The following is a 12,748-nucleotide window of genomic DNA, read 5'->3' as shown; positions in this document are numbered from 1 at the left end:
TTTATATTGAAATGGCTTTTAAAATCTTTTTTTAGTTGTGTATTTATCTTTTTTTCCCCCTGTCTCCATATTGTTGGAGTAATTTTCTATAGAAATTGTCTTCAGCTTTTTTTAATTTCAAAATTTTGACTGGAGCTAAAATTGTTCTTAAGCTTTTGTTTAATTTTTTTCGTAATAAAAATAATTCTTCATCAGTAGCTTCCATTTGGTTCAGTAAAATTGAAGCCTCATTTTCGTTCATTTTATTCAATGCATCATCACTCATTTTACTTTTTAAAGCTTTCATTTTTTCGTGCCTTAATTGAAATTGCTTATTGTCGTAAGTATTGTAAAGTGGCCAAAATTTTTCTGCCTCTTGAGAACTAAGATTTAGTTCAGCAGTGAAAAAAGCTACTTTTAAAGCTTTGATTTGTTCTTTTTTATCTGACATATTTCCTTGAGCGTAGAAATTGCAGGTAAAAAGTAATAGTAAAAATGGTAAAATTCTTTTAAAATTCATCTTCTGTGTTTTTTATAATATTATTCTGTAATATAGTTTTCTAAATTATTGTTGTTTATTAATAGATCTTCTATTGTTTGATCTTCTAAGGCTATGTTAGTGTTTATGTTGTTGATTTCTTCTTCATTCAATACGTTTATTAAGTCGTATTGATTTATAGTAGATTGGTAACTCAAATAATTTTCTAAAGTAACGGAATCAATTTGATTAGATTGACTAGCATTATTAATTAGTGAGGGTATAGTTAAAGCAAGAACAAAAATGGCGGCTACCATCATTATAATGGCTTTTTTTCTTTGAAATAATGAGATTGTTTTGGGTTCGTTTTCTGGTAATTTATCTAATAAATTAGCCGAAAATTTTTCAAAATAAACATCTTCTGGTGTTTTGAAACCAGATTCAATTTTAGGGATACTATTTAATTTAAATTCTTTCATGATATCGGTTAGACTGAATGAAATGTAAAAGGTTTAATTTGTTGTTAAGAGAGATTCAATTTTTTTTACTGCATGATGATAAGATGCTTTCAAAGCTCCGACAGATGTTCCTAAAATTCCTGAGATTTCTTCGTATTTTAATTCTTCAAAATATTTCATTTTAAAAACCAATTGCTGCTTGTGTGGAAGTGTTGCAATGGCTTTGTGTAACGCAATTTGGATTTCGTTTCCATCAAAATAAACATCAGCTTTAAGATTGTCGATGGCTTTGTTTTGCAAAGTTTCTGAAGAAATTCCGCTTTTTTTAGCTTTTTGATTTAAAAAAGTCAGTGCCTCATTAGTAGCTATCCGATACATCCAGGAAAATAGCTTGCTTTCTCCTTTAAAGTTTTTTAGATTTTGAAAAACTTTAATAAAGGTATTTTGCAAAACATCATCGGTATCATCATGATTCAAAACAATGTTCCGAATATGGTTGTACAGTGGTTTTTGATAGGTATACAACAGTTTTTGAAAAGCATCGTTTTGTGTTTTCGGATGTAATAATTGTTGTATGAATTCCTTTTCGTCCAGCAAAGTCTTTTGTTCAATTAGATGTAAATGTGAATATAAGGTTTAATCAAGAAAAAAAAATTTTTAAAATTCCGATTCTTCTTCTGTTGCTTTTGGCTTAGATTCTTCAATTGGTATGTTTTTTTCTAATGAAGGTGTTGCTGGTTTAGCTGGATTATATGTTTTTTCTTGGGGAACTACTTTTGGTATAATAGGAATGTAAATTTCAGTAACCCATTTAGATGGGTTTTTAACGTTGTTTTTGCCTGTAGCGAATATTTCTAAGTGAGAAAAAACAGGGTTTGGACTTAATTTATTTTGGTTTAAGTAATTTAAAGATTTAGTGTTGGCTGTTTTTAAATGCGAATAATCCCCAGTTAAAGTGGTTTTAACGGCTTCAAAAGCATCTAGTTTCCCAGCAACAATATCGCTTCCGGTACTTAAAAATATTGCATCACGAATACCAATTCCAATAGTGATTTTAGCTAATTTTTTTACCTCATCATACGTGTGATAAATGATAAAAGGTTTTCCGCTTACAGTAATGTTGTTTTCGTTGCAAAAAGTTTCTAGTTTAGGAATTATAATTTTGAAATTTCTAGTCACTTTAACCAATTCACTAGTGAAAGTTTGACCTATATAATTCATTACAGGTTTTTTAACTAGTCCGTTATCAATGGTAGAAAATGTATTTATTTCAAAATCTAATGCTTTATCTAAATTAGTTAAGCTTTTTTCGTAAATAGCGCCTATTACTCGATTAGCTCCACCGTTTAATGCAGTATAAATTTTAAAGAAATAGCTCATTTTTCCTTTAGCTTTCCACGTCACTTTTGTTCCACCAATAGTGTCTTTAAAATGCCAAGAAATCATTGAAGAAGTTCCTTCAAATTCCATTTTTTGTGCAATACTATCGTTTTCTTTTACAGCAGTGGTATGTATTTCACCATTTCCTTCTTTGCCTTCCCAAGAGAACGAAGCGCCTTTTCCAACAGTGTTTTGAGGATAATTTATTTTTATTTCAGGATCTTCAGTGGTCCAAGAACTAAAATCGCTCCAGTTTCTATAATCGTTTACATAATTATAAACTGATGCTTTAGGAGAATTAATAATCTTACTTTTTTCTACCAAGAAATCTCCTTTTTGAGTAGCTATGAAAATGGATAAGGCAACTATACTAAGTAGTAATAAAAGAAAGATATATTTTAAAATTCTCATAATTAATTGATTGTTTTCTGATGTAAAGTTAGAAATTTTATCAATATGTAAGTCTATGAGTGCAAAAAATATAAAAGATGTTGTTTTGGTGTAAAAACAAAATTATATCCTTTTGTATTTCTAAATTTAAATTCTTTTTTGATTGATAGAAATAACTGTCAATAATTAGTTTATTGAGATTAATCGTCTGTTTATCTGTGGATTAAGTTTGTTAATGTTTCAGAAAAGTTTTTATAATAAATAATAATCCAATGAAAATAAAGAAACCAATCAAAATTTTATAATTTCCTTTATAAAAGAGTTTGTGTGTTTTGATGTCTTTTCGATAAGAAAAAATCATAGTAATAACAAAAACTATTAAAAAACAGAGCGAAAATATGAGTTGACCTTGACTAAACATAATGAAAAAATTTATTGCAAAAATACGTAAATGTTTAATATTAGTTGCTAATTTGCATTTCATTTAATCAATAATAATTATGCAAAAGCAAATTTATTCTGTTAAAGAATTTCATACAGCATTTGGAATAGGATATAGCGAAACTCCTATTGCCAATTTAGGAGAAACTAAAAATACACTTCGTTACCATTTAATGAAAGAGGAAAACGAAGAGTATCTGGAAGCTGTTCAAAACAATGATTTAGTAGAAATTGCCGATGCGCTGGGAGATATGATGTACATTTTATGCGGAACTATTATTGAACATGGACTTCAGGATAAGATAGAAGCGGTTTTTGACGAAATTCAAAGAAGTAATATGAGTAAGTTAGGCGAAGATGGTCAACCTATTTATCGTGAAGATGGAAAAGTAATGAAAGGACCTCATTATTTTAAACCTGATTTTTCTAAAATATTAGCTGAGATTTAATAATAAATCTTAAAAAAATAAAGGCGATTTTCAATTTTGAAAATCGCCTTTTTTGTTATCTTAAATAGTAAGAAAATTATATTTTTACTGTCCAACCAAATGGGTCTTCGGCTAATTTATGTTGGATGTTTGTTAATTTCTCTTTTAATTGTAATGCGATAGAATCTTCAGCTTTAGGCAATTCAAAATATTCTTCTTTGTATGCAAAACCTTTTATAGGACTAACAACAGCTGCAGTTCCTGCGCCAAAAATTTCTTTCAAACTACCATCTTTTATTCCTGTAATTAATTCAGAAACAAGAACTGGACGTTCCTCTATGGCAATTCCCTCTCTTTTTGCCATATCAATAAGACTTTTTCTAGTAACCCCGTCTAAAATTCTTTCGCTAGTAGGAGCCGTTACTAAAGTATTATTGAATCTAAAAAATACATTCATTGTTCCTGCTTCTTCTAATTTAGTATGCGTAGCATCATCAGTCCAAATAATTTGTTGGAAACCTTCTTTATTAGCTAAACTAGTTGGGTAGAATTGCCCAGCATAGTTTCCAGCTGTTTTAGCAGCACCAATACCACCATTTGCAGCTCTACTGTAGTGTTCAGCAATAAGAACCTTAACTTCTCCTGAATAGTAAGCTTTTGCCGGAGATAAGATAATCATGAATTTGTATTCCTCAGATGGATTAGCTACAACTCCAAAACCTGTTGCAATCATAAAAGGACGGATGTAAAGCGTATTTCCTAAACCTTTTTTAATCCAAGCTTCGTCTAATTTTAATAATTGGTTAAGCCCTTCCATAAATAAGGATTCTGGAATTTCTGGCATTGCCATTCTAACAGCGGAACTATTAAAACGTTTAATGTTTTCATCAGGTCTAAAAAGCCAAATAGCGTCATTATCATCTTTGTAGGCTTTCATTCCTTCAAAAATAGCTTGACCGTAATGAAAAACTCTCGATGACGGATCCATCATAAATGGAGCATAAGGCTTAATTGTTGGGTTTTGCCATTCACCATTTTTAAAATCACATTCAAATAAATGATCAGTAAAGACAGAACCAAAATTTATGTTATCAAAATCTACTTCGTTAATTTTTGTATTAGGTGCTTTTATAATTTCAATTTTGTTAGCTTGAGTGGTACTCATAATAATGTTTTTTTTATTTTTTTGAATGTATAAAGGTAGCTTAAGTGTGAAATTTCATTTTATAATGAACTAAACTTTGATTCCTGCAAAATTAAATAAAAAAGGACAAAAAACTTGCCAAAACTTTAATAATTGTTACTATTGAATAGGATTTTCATATATTCAAAAAAAAAACAAAAAAAAGACATTCATTTCTATGAAATCTGCAATAAATGATATCGTTTTAAGGTTTTGTATCTTCTTTTTTGAGTATTTTTGGTTACTGATGAATATGGATTCAATAAAATATTTTAAGAAAATTGAAAAGAGAAATTATACAAACCCAAGATGGCTCGACAACGATTCATTTGGAAGAATGGAATGAAAGTTATCATTCTAAACACGGAGCCATTCAGGAAGCTAAACATGTTTTTATTAAAAATGGACTCTCCTTATTTAAAAGAAAAACTATTTCTATACTTGAAATAGGATTTGGAACTGGATTGAATGCTTTTATTAGTTTTCTTGAAGCACCATCATTTGAACAAAATATTAATTATGTAGGTGTTGAAGCCTATCCAGTCGCTTCAGAAGAAATTCTATCGATGAATTATGTTGATGAATTGAATGCTAAAAGACAATTGGGAATATTTGAGAAAATGCATAAATCCAATTGGAATGAAAAAATAGCGTTAAGTGATTCTTTTTCGTTAACCAAGAGGAAACAATATTTTCAAGATATCGATGATGTTAATCAATTTGATTTGATTTACTTTGATGCTTTTGGTTACAGAGTACAACCCGAATTGTGGAGTACAGAGATTTTTAAAAAAATGTACGACGCTTTAAAGGAGGATGGGGTTCTGGTGACTTATGCAGCTCGTGGAGTTGTAAAAAGAAGTATGATTGAGGTAGGATTTAGAGTTGAAAAACTCGAAGGTCCTCCTGGAAAACGAGAAATGTTTAGAGCTTTCAAGTTAAAAAAATAAAAATATTTTTTTGTAGCCTAAAAACAATAATAATTAAAAAACAGCGTTGAAGTGTGAAACGTATTTTCAAAATTATTATTTTTACAAAGCCTTAAATTGATGTTTAACCTTAAAAATCGTTTATCTATTATGTCAAAAATCATGTTTGATTATACAAAATCGATATTAGAAAGAGTGAGTTTTGATCCTGTACTTTTTAGTAAGGAATTAGAAAAAGCCATAAAAACACTCTTACCATATGAATTAGAGCAGTTAAAAGAATGGCTGACTTCTTTTATAATAGAAAAACCTGAGTTGAAACCATCATTAATGATTGTTAATATTTAAAAAAAAAGGAATCGTTTTCGATTCCTTTTTTTTATGTATTTATGTTTCGGTTTGATGCGCTTTTTTAATCTGATTTTTCTAAGCACTATTGGATTAGTTAAATAATTCTGAAAATTTAACAAAACTTTTTTAGCTCTAATTTATGTGTTTTTTAACTAGTTGTAGCATCTGAGTTAAGCTCGGTATTTTGTAAATTACATCACTTTAAATTGATAACTAAAAAAAATATTTGTTATGCCACGAATGATATATGATTACACGAAATCTATACTTGAAAGAGTGAGCTTTGCTCCAGATTTGTTTGTAAAAGAACTTAAAAAAGCGGTTAGGAATTTATTACCGCACGAAATTGATCATCTTAGGAATTGGCTTTCTTATTACACAAAAGAAAAGCCGGAATTACAACAATGTCTTTTTGTGGTTGAAAAAAACTAAAACAGTATAGAGTCAGGAGATTAAAAATCTTGACTCTATTTTTTTTGGAGCGGACTTATTATTTGTACGTTTTGAAAAACGATTGCTCCTTTAATGACTCCGGCAATAGTCGTTCTTAAAGCTTCAATAATTTGAATTTTTAATTCGCTTTTTGGAAAAATCAAACTCACTTCTCTGGCTGGTTTTGGTTCCACAAAATGACGCAATTTAGTTTTATCTGATTCTTTTAAATCTAAAGTATGTAAATAAGGCAATAGGGTTGTTCCTAAACCTTCGTCGGCAAGTTTTATTAGTGTTTCAAAACTACCGCTTTCTATTCGGAAATGGCTGTCTTCGTTTCGAGTATTGTTTTTACAAAGATTTAATATTCCGTCTCTAAAACAATGTCCGTCTTGTAATAGTAAAATTTCGTCAATGTTTAAATCGGTAATTTCTATTTCCTTTTTTTGAAAATTATGATGGTTTTCTGGAATGTAGGCTACAAAAGGCTCAAAATACAAAACAATTTCTTTGATTTTTTCTTCCATTAACGGTGTTGCAGCAATGGCCGCGTCCAGGTGTCCGTTTTTAAGTTTTGTAATGATTTCCTCTGTATTCAACTCTTCAATAATGAGTTTAACTTTTGGATGTTTTTTTATAAAATTATTTAAAAACATCGGTAATAGAGTTGGCATGATGGTAGGAATGATGCCCAACCTGAATTCGCCTCCAATAAATCCTTTTTGCTGCTCTACAATGTCTTGAATTCTATCAGCTTCATTAACAATGTTTTTGGCTTGGTTAACTATTTTTTGTCCAATATCAGTAAGTTGTATCGGTTTTTTTGTTCTATCAAAAATTTGAATATTTAATTCTTCTTCAATTTTTTGAATTTGCATACTCAATGTTGGCTGAGTTACAAAACATTTTTCGGCTGCCAGTGTAAAGTTTTTGTATTGGGCAACAGCAAGAACATATTTAAGCTGAGTAATTGTCATAAATAGGTATTTTTGATACAAATATAAAAACAATCAATTTAATTTATAGCTAAAAAATCTATATTTGAGAAAATAATAATTATTATCAAAAAAATTTTTTAGGTCAATTTTAATGAATTAAGCATTATTGTAAATGAATGGCATTTTTTTATTGTTTAATTTTAAATGTGTTTTCAAATTTAGAAGAAATGTATAATGTTTATCAGTCGTGAGTAATTAGTTTTTGATGCTAATTATTCGTTAGTTCGAGTTATTTGCCGCGTTTGATCGTATCGAGAAAAAGAAATATTTCATTAAAAACGGTTCTCGATATATTTTTTTCCGTCACGTTGGGGTCGGAAATGCACAAAAAAATACTCGAATTGATGTTTTTATTAATAACAACCAACAGCTTATAAATAGTTTAGCAAAATATTTGATGAAGTTAGAATTTTTATAATGAATGATTTTACAGCAGATCAAGAAAAACAAATAGGAAGCTACCTGCTTGTTTAAATTAATAATAAACTAAAATTTAAAGATGATGCTTTAATTTTTAGGTGTGAACTATTGTTTTTTATCCTTTTTTTGAATGTTAATTTTTTTAAAAAAAGTAGCTGTTTTTATATTATTTGTATTTTTTTAAGTTTATTTTTGTTTCAATGAAATTAGTAGCACGTTTTTTTTTATTTCTTTTTATAGTTTTTTTATCCACACCTACAATCATTAGTTGGATAGAAAATTCTAATGATACTCCTATGTTTTTTAGTGTTTCAGAAGATGATAATGGAAAAAAAGAGGAGAAAAGCATAATTTTTACTGAAGCTACTCCCACAAATTTTAAGTCAAAAACAACTACCATTGGATGTTTAATTATTTCTAAAAAAATATCAATCCACGATAATATATCAAGAAAAATATTTTCACCTCCGCCTAACATGATGTACTATATCTAATTTAACTTTTAGGAAATCTTGACCGAATTATTAATGTTGTAGTTGAGATTTAAACGTAATTAATTGTAGTATTATGACAAAAAAAAATAATCTTTTTGCCAACCTTAAATCTGATTTTGCATCAGGTTTAGTGGTTTTCTTGGTGGCTTTGCCATTGTGTCTAGGGATTGCAATGGCTTCTGGCGCACCCTTGTTTTCAGGTATTATTTCAGGTATCATTGGCGGTATAGTGGTTGGCTATTTCAGCCAGTCTCATATTAGTGTTACTGGTCCTGCGGCTGGTTTAACAGCAATTGTCTTAACAGCCATATCTGATTTGGGAGCATTTGATGTTTTTTTATCAGCGGTTCTTATAGCTGGTGTTCTTCAATTGATATTAGGTTTTGTCAAGGCTGGTAGTATATCAAATTATTTTCCAACCAACGTTATTGAAGGAATGCTTGCGGGAATTGGAATTATTATCATTTTAAAGCAAATCCCACATGCTTTTGGTTATGATTCTGATTTTGAAGGAGATGAAGCTTTCTTTCAAACAGATGGGAATACTACTTTTTCGTCTTTATTTAAGATTTTAAATCATTTCCAACTTGGAGCAATTATTATAACTTTAGTTTCTTTAGTAATACTTATTTCTTGGGATAAAGTTCCTTTTTTAAAGAAAATAAAATTGGTTCCAGGAGCTTTGATAGCGGTAATTTTTGGTATTGTTATAAATGAAATATTCATTCGCACAGGAAGTTCTTTAGCAATTGCTGATAATCATTTAGTATCACTACCTGTTCCCACTTCATTTGAGGACATTAAATCAATCGTTGTAACTCCTAATTTTTCAGGATTTACTAATCCCGCCGTTTGGACTGTGGGTATTACAATAGCCATTGTAGCTTCTATTGAAACCTTACTATGTATTGAAGCATCTGATAGATTAGATCCGCAAAAAAGATACACAAATACTAATGTTGAGCTAAAAGCACAAGGAATAGGGAATATTATAAGTTCTCTTATTGGTGGTTTACCAATGACGTCAGTAGTGGTACGTTCATCGGCAAATAGTAATGCAGGAGCCAAGTCTAAAATGTCTACCATTATTCACGGTGTATTGTTATTATTGAGTGTGTTGATTATTCCTGTGGTTTTAAATAAAATTCCACTAGCAACTTTGGCAACTATTCTTATATTAGTTGGTTACAAATTAGCAAAGCCTTCTACCATTAAACATTTTTGGGAAAAAGGTAAATACCAGTTTGTTCCTTTTATAGCAACAATGATTGCCGTTGTGGCTACCGACTTATTAAAAGGAGTAATGTTAGGAATTATTATAAGTGTTATCTTTGTTTTAAAAGGAAATTTAAAAAGAGCATATACCTTTAAGAAAGAAGAGTATGTAGACGGAGATATTATTCATATTAATTTGGCTCAAGAAGTTTCTTTTTTAAATAAAGCAGCTATCAAGAGCACTTTAAAATCAATTCCTGAAAATTCAAATGTTGTTATAACGGCCCATGATACGGTTTACATTGCTCATGACATTTTAGATCTGATCAATGAATTTAAAACAACACGAGCAGTAGATGAAAATATTAAAGTAAAATTGAAAGGTTTCAAAAAAGCATATCAATTAGAAAATTCAGAAGAAGTACCTAATCACGTTTCTATTGAGCATTATTATGATGTTGCAAAACGAGCAATGGTTAAAAAATAAAATTTTTAATTCCAGAAATAAACTAGATTAAAATAAATTATTTTCTTTGCAAATAGTAGAGGATTAATTTAAAATAAATAACGCTAAACATATTAAAATAAAAAAAGATGGTTGATTTTTATAAACAAATATTAGAGAACAATAAGGAATGGGTTGTAAAATCATTAGAAAAAGATCCTAATTATTTTGCAGATTTAGCCAAAGGTCAAACACCACCATTATTGTGGATAGGCTGTTCAGATAGCCGAGTTCCAGCAAATGAAATTATTGGAGCTAAACCAGGAGAAGTTTTTGTTCATAGAAACATTGCTAATATGGTGGTTCATTCTGATATGAATATGCTGAGTGTGCTGGATTATGCTGTAAATGTTTTGAAAGTAAAACACGTAATTGTTTGTGGGCATTACGGTTGTGGTGGTATAAAAGCAGCGATGGGCAATCAATCTATAGGAATTATTGATAACTGGATTAGACATATTAAAGATGTGTATCGTATGCATAATGTTTACCTTGATTCTATAAAAGACGAAACAGAACGTTTCAATGCCTTTGTTGAAATTAGTGCAAAAGAACAAGTTTTTGATTTAGCTAAAACATCAATTGTGCAAAATGCTTGGAAAAACGGACAGGATTTAACCTTACACGGTTGGGTTTATGGACTAAATTCAGGTTTTGTAACTGATTTGAATGTAAATATCAGTTCTAATACAGAACTAGATGAAGTTTATCAATTGAGTTTATAATAAAAAATCGCCTTTTTTAAGGCGATTTTTTTATTCATTATCTAAATTTTCATTGAAAGTAGATGGAAGTAATTTAGGTATAAATTTGATTAAAATAGGAAGTAATAAACTTCCTCCAGGAAGTAAAAAAATAGTTAATGATGGTATGGTTTTACAAACATCTAACAACTGTTTTTTTACTTTTTTCTTTTCTTTTTCACTCAAGTCTCTGCGGGTAGAATAAGCTAATAATAGCATTAATTCTTTACTTTGTATGATTTCTTTAACTAATCTATTTTTGTTACGGCTTATCAGTGTAATTACACTTTGTGTGGTTTGGTCGTAAAAATGTTTTACAGGATTAGAATAATTAAAATAAGGAATTTGTTTTTTATAGGTAGTTATAAAAGCATCGGTATTTTTAATACACTCTGTTACAAACTCAGCCGGAATACTAATGTTTTGAGCTAATTTATGTAAAAAATAGATTTCTTCATTTTCAATCTCGCCATCACTCCATAAAGCCATACCAGCCATATCCATCAAATAGTATTTTTCTAAATCAGAACTAAAATAGTCTAAATTGAGTTCGTCAAGATTTTGAGAACTAATTTTAGAAAATTTGCTATACCGTACCGAAGCTTCAAAAAGTTTGATTAATAAATCATCATAATTGGATTTATTTGTCTTGATTTTTAAGGACAAAGTAACCACATTAATAACTGCTTCTTCAATTTTTTTGAGATACTTCTCAGGGATTTTTCCGTGGATTAAATATTGTCTAAAAGCGAGAATATCTATAAAAAGCAACGCATTTGTTACAATATGAGAGAAGTTTTTATTGATAATATCCACATTAGTTTGGACACGAGTATCAATTATCTTTTCTAGATTTAGGGAAGGAGCACCGTTAGGCAGTACTTTTTTAAATATATTATAGCCTTGAGGATGCATTTCGTCATAAAAATCAAGGCATTTTTTAATAAAATTACTTGGTTCAAAATCATGAGTTTCTAAACCATAAATTCCATACAAGGTATTTAATAAGGAAACTTTAGGAATTTCATTTTGTACCCAACCTTTAGTGTCTACTGGTGCGGGAGTTTCAAACGAAATAATGTGACCGTAGATAAATCCGGTAGCTCTGGTTTTTTTATAAAAAGAATCAGTATCCAAGAAAAGATGTTCTTTCTTGAATTCCTGTTTGATAAAAAATTTATCAATCCAACCAGATGCCGAAGGGTTAATCATTGTCTTTTTTTGATGCTACAAAGCTATGTTATTTTATAGTTTTGATGTTATCTAAAAATAAAAAAACCATCTCAATTTTGTTAAATTAAGATGGTATTAAATTTTGTTATGTAGGTTTATTTTATAATTGCCGTACAGGCCACTCTGGCGCCTGCATTTCCTGCGGGTTGAGAAGTGAAATCATCGATTCCATCATGAACAATTAATCCTTTTCCTAAAATGTCTTTAGTTTGATCTCCACAACCTATACACCATTCGTCAGTAGTTATTTTAATAGAACCATTTCCTTTCGCATCCGCTGTAAAATTACCAATGTCTCCTTTATGGTATTCGCCAACACCCCATTTTCCATGTTTTTTAAACGTCGGGTTCCAATGTCCTCCAGCCGAACTTCCATCAGCAGCCGAACAATCTGATTTCTCATGGATGTGTATTGCATGAATTCCTGGCTTTAAACCTGATACTCTAGCTTCAAAAGTTACTTTTCCATCCTTTTCAATAAAAGTAGCAGTTCCTGCAACACTGCTATTACTTTTGGCTTCGAATGCAATATTTATTTTTTTTGTATCTGCCGATTTATTTTGAGGTTTACAACCAATAAAAAGAGCACTAATGGTTATTGTAAATAAAATGAGTTTTTTCATGATTTTTTTAGAATAAGATTTTAATCAATAAAAATACGATAAAAAGCAACGACAATCAAGTTAAAAGC

Annotated in this window: 16 protein-coding genes; 7 read left to right on the top strand and 9 right to left on the bottom strand. The window is 29.6% G+C overall.

Annotated elements, in window-relative coordinates; translation table 11 throughout:
- Positions 1 to 43: 43 nt before the first annotated feature.
- From AAGV28_RS02125 to AAGV28_RS02105, 5 genes are all read right to left on the bottom strand, one after another.
- Positions 44 to 499 carry a sensor of ECF-type sigma factor gene (locus AAGV28_RS02125; protein ID WP_373405180.1) on the bottom strand — a complete coding sequence of 152 codons (456 nt, stop codon included), beginning with the start codon at positions 497 to 499 and terminating at the stop codon, positions 44 to 46.
- A gap of 20 nt (positions 500 to 519) precedes the next feature.
- Positions 520 to 936 carry a hypothetical protein gene (locus AAGV28_RS02120; RefSeq protein ID WP_373405179.1) on the bottom strand — a complete coding sequence of 139 codons (417 nt, stop codon included), beginning with the start codon at positions 934 to 936 and terminating at the stop codon, positions 520 to 522.
- A 33-nt stretch (positions 937 to 969) separates the two neighbouring features.
- Positions 970 to 1,512, bottom strand: a complete 543-nt coding sequence (locus AAGV28_RS02115; protein ID WP_373405178.1) for an RNA polymerase sigma factor — start codon at positions 1,510 to 1,512, stop codon at positions 970 to 972.
- 60 nt (positions 1,513 to 1,572) lie between these two features.
- Positions 1,573 to 2,706 (bottom strand): SRPBCC family protein, encoded by a 1,134-nt coding sequence (locus tag AAGV28_RS02110; protein ID WP_373405177.1) that lies wholly within the window; start codon positions 2,704 to 2,706, stop codon positions 1,573 to 1,575.
- 211 nt (positions 2,707 to 2,917) lie between these two features.
- Complete coding sequence (locus AAGV28_RS02105) at positions 2,918 to 3,106, bottom strand: hypothetical protein (RefSeq protein ID WP_373405393.1); 189 nt, start codon at positions 3,104 to 3,106, stop codon at positions 2,918 to 2,920.
- A gap of 79 nt (positions 3,107 to 3,185) precedes the next feature.
- On the opposite strand from AAGV28_RS02105, the gene AAGV28_RS02100 reads away from it, so the two are divergent.
- The gene (locus tag AAGV28_RS02100) at positions 3,186 to 3,575 is read left to right on the top strand and encodes a pyrophosphohydrolase domain-containing protein (RefSeq protein WP_373405176.1); all 390 of its coding nucleotides are present in this window, start codon (positions 3,186 to 3,188) and stop codon (positions 3,573 to 3,575) included.
- Between the two features lie 76 nt (positions 3,576 to 3,651).
- Here AAGV28_RS02100 and AAGV28_RS02095 read toward each other — a convergent pair whose 3' ends face one another.
- Positions 3,652 to 4,719, bottom strand: a complete 1,068-nt coding sequence (locus tag AAGV28_RS02095; protein WP_373405175.1) for a branched-chain amino acid aminotransferase — start codon at positions 4,717 to 4,719, stop codon at positions 3,652 to 3,654.
- 299 nt (positions 4,720 to 5,018) lie between these two features.
- On the opposite strand from AAGV28_RS02095, the gene mnmC2 reads away from it, so the two are divergent.
- The 3 genes from mnmC2 to AAGV28_RS02080 all read left to right on the top strand — a co-directional run bounded on the left by mnmC2 (position 5,019) and on the right by AAGV28_RS02080 (position 6,449).
- Complete coding sequence (gene mnmC2, locus AAGV28_RS02090; protein ID WP_373405174.1) at positions 5,019 to 5,687, top strand: tRNA (5-methylaminomethyl-2-thiouridine)(34)-methyltransferase MnmC2; 669 nt, start codon at positions 5,019 to 5,021, stop codon at positions 5,685 to 5,687.
- Positions 5,688 to 5,816: 129 nt separating this feature from the next.
- Entirely contained in the window at positions 5,817 to 6,014 is a 198-nt protein-coding gene (locus AAGV28_RS02085; RefSeq protein ID WP_373405173.1) for a hypothetical protein, read from the top strand.
- Positions 6,015 to 6,248: 234 nt separating this feature from the next.
- A complete protein-coding gene (locus AAGV28_RS02080; protein WP_373391236.1) occupies positions 6,249 to 6,449 on the top strand; it encodes a hypothetical protein in 201 nt (66 codons plus the stop codon).
- A gap of 35 nt (positions 6,450 to 6,484) precedes the next feature.
- Here AAGV28_RS02080 and AAGV28_RS02075 read toward each other — a convergent pair whose 3' ends face one another.
- Positions 6,485 to 7,426 carry a LysR substrate-binding domain-containing protein gene (locus AAGV28_RS02075; protein ID WP_373405172.1) on the bottom strand — a complete coding sequence of 314 codons (942 nt, stop codon included), beginning with the start codon at positions 7,424 to 7,426 and terminating at the stop codon, positions 6,485 to 6,487.
- A 641-nt stretch (positions 7,427 to 8,067) separates the two neighbouring features.
- Here AAGV28_RS02075 and AAGV28_RS02070 point away from each other — a divergent pair.
- The 3 genes from AAGV28_RS02070 (at position 8,068) to can (ending at position 10,806) form a co-directional block, all read left to right on the top strand.
- Positions 8,068 to 8,361, top strand: coding sequence for a hypothetical protein (locus AAGV28_RS02070; protein ID WP_373405171.1), 294 nt, complete (start codon positions 8,068 to 8,070; stop codon positions 8,359 to 8,361).
- Positions 8,362 to 8,434: 73 nt separating this feature from the next.
- A complete protein-coding gene (locus AAGV28_RS02065) occupies positions 8,435 to 10,063 on the top strand; it encodes a SulP family inorganic anion transporter (protein WP_373405170.1) in 1,629 nt (542 codons plus the stop codon).
- 107 nt (positions 10,064 to 10,170) lie between these two features.
- Positions 10,171 to 10,806, top strand: a complete 636-nt coding sequence (gene can / locus AAGV28_RS02060) for a carbonate dehydratase (RefSeq protein ID WP_373405169.1) — start codon at positions 10,171 to 10,173, stop codon at positions 10,804 to 10,806.
- A gap of 30 nt (positions 10,807 to 10,836) precedes the next feature.
- Here can and AAGV28_RS02055 read toward each other — a convergent pair whose 3' ends face one another.
- Together AAGV28_RS02055 and AAGV28_RS02050 are read right to left on the bottom strand one after the other, a co-directional pair.
- Complete coding sequence (locus tag AAGV28_RS02055) at positions 10,837 to 12,036, bottom strand: LETM1-related biofilm-associated protein (RefSeq protein WP_373405168.1); 1,200 nt, start codon at positions 12,034 to 12,036, stop codon at positions 10,837 to 10,839.
- A 116-nt stretch (positions 12,037 to 12,152) separates the two neighbouring features.
- On the bottom strand, positions 12,153 to 12,680 hold the full coding sequence (locus tag AAGV28_RS02050) for a superoxide dismutase family protein (RefSeq protein ID WP_373405167.1): 528 nt from the start codon (positions 12,678 to 12,680) through the stop codon (positions 12,153 to 12,155).
- Positions 12,681 to 12,748: the final 68 nt, after the last annotated feature.

Origin of the sequence: Flavobacterium zubiriense, assembly GCF_041729725.1 — a bacterium.
Classification (GTDB): Bacteria; Bacteroidota; Bacteroidia; order Flavobacteriales; family Flavobacteriaceae; genus Flavobacterium; species Flavobacterium zubiriense.
This window is presented reverse-complemented; position numbering and strand designations above follow the sequence as displayed.

Excerpts from the sequence above, each read along its gene's own strand:
- AAGV28_RS02125 (WP_373405180.1), bottom strand. The coding sequence starts at position 499 with ATGAATTTTAAAAGAATTTTACCATTTTTACTATTACTTTTTACCTGC.
- AAGV28_RS02120 (WP_373405179.1), bottom strand. The coding sequence starts at position 936 with ATGAAAGAATTTAAATTAAATAGTATCCCTAAAATTGAATCTGGTTTC.
- AAGV28_RS02110 (WP_373405177.1), bottom strand. The coding sequence starts at position 2,706 with ATGAGAATTTTAAAATATATCTTTCTTTTATTACTACTTAGTATAGTT.
- AAGV28_RS02105 (WP_373405393.1), bottom strand. The coding sequence starts at position 3,106 with ATGTTTAGTCAAGGTCAACTCATATTTTCGCTCTGTTTTTTAATAGTT.
- AAGV28_RS02100 (WP_373405176.1), top strand. The coding sequence starts at position 3,186 with ATGCAAAAGCAAATTTATTCTGTTAAAGAATTTCATACAGCATTTGGA.
- AAGV28_RS02095 (WP_373405175.1), bottom strand. The coding sequence starts at position 4,719 with ATGAGTACCACTCAAGCTAACAAAATTGAAATTATAAAAGCACCTAAT.
- AAGV28_RS02085 (WP_373405173.1), top strand. The coding sequence starts at position 5,817 with ATGTCAAAAATCATGTTTGATTATACAAAATCGATATTAGAAAGAGTG.
- AAGV28_RS02080 (WP_373391236.1), top strand. The coding sequence starts at position 6,249 with ATGCCACGAATGATATATGATTACACGAAATCTATACTTGAAAGAGTG.
- AAGV28_RS02075 (WP_373405172.1), bottom strand. The coding sequence starts at position 7,426 with ATGACAATTACTCAGCTTAAATATGTTCTTGCTGTTGCCCAATACAAA.
- AAGV28_RS02070 (WP_373405171.1), top strand. The coding sequence starts at position 8,068 with ATGAAATTAGTAGCACGTTTTTTTTTATTTCTTTTTATAGTTTTTTTA.
- AAGV28_RS02065 (WP_373405170.1), top strand. The coding sequence starts at position 8,435 with ATGACAAAAAAAAATAATCTTTTTGCCAACCTTAAATCTGATTTTGCA.
- can (WP_373405169.1), top strand. The coding sequence starts at position 10,171 with ATGGTTGATTTTTATAAACAAATATTAGAGAACAATAAGGAATGGGTT.
- AAGV28_RS02055 (WP_373405168.1), bottom strand. The coding sequence starts at position 12,036 with ATGATTAACCCTTCGGCATCTGGTTGGATTGATAAATTTTTTATCAAA.
- AAGV28_RS02050 (WP_373405167.1), bottom strand. The coding sequence starts at position 12,680 with ATGAAAAAACTCATTTTATTTACAATAACCATTAGTGCTCTTTTTATT.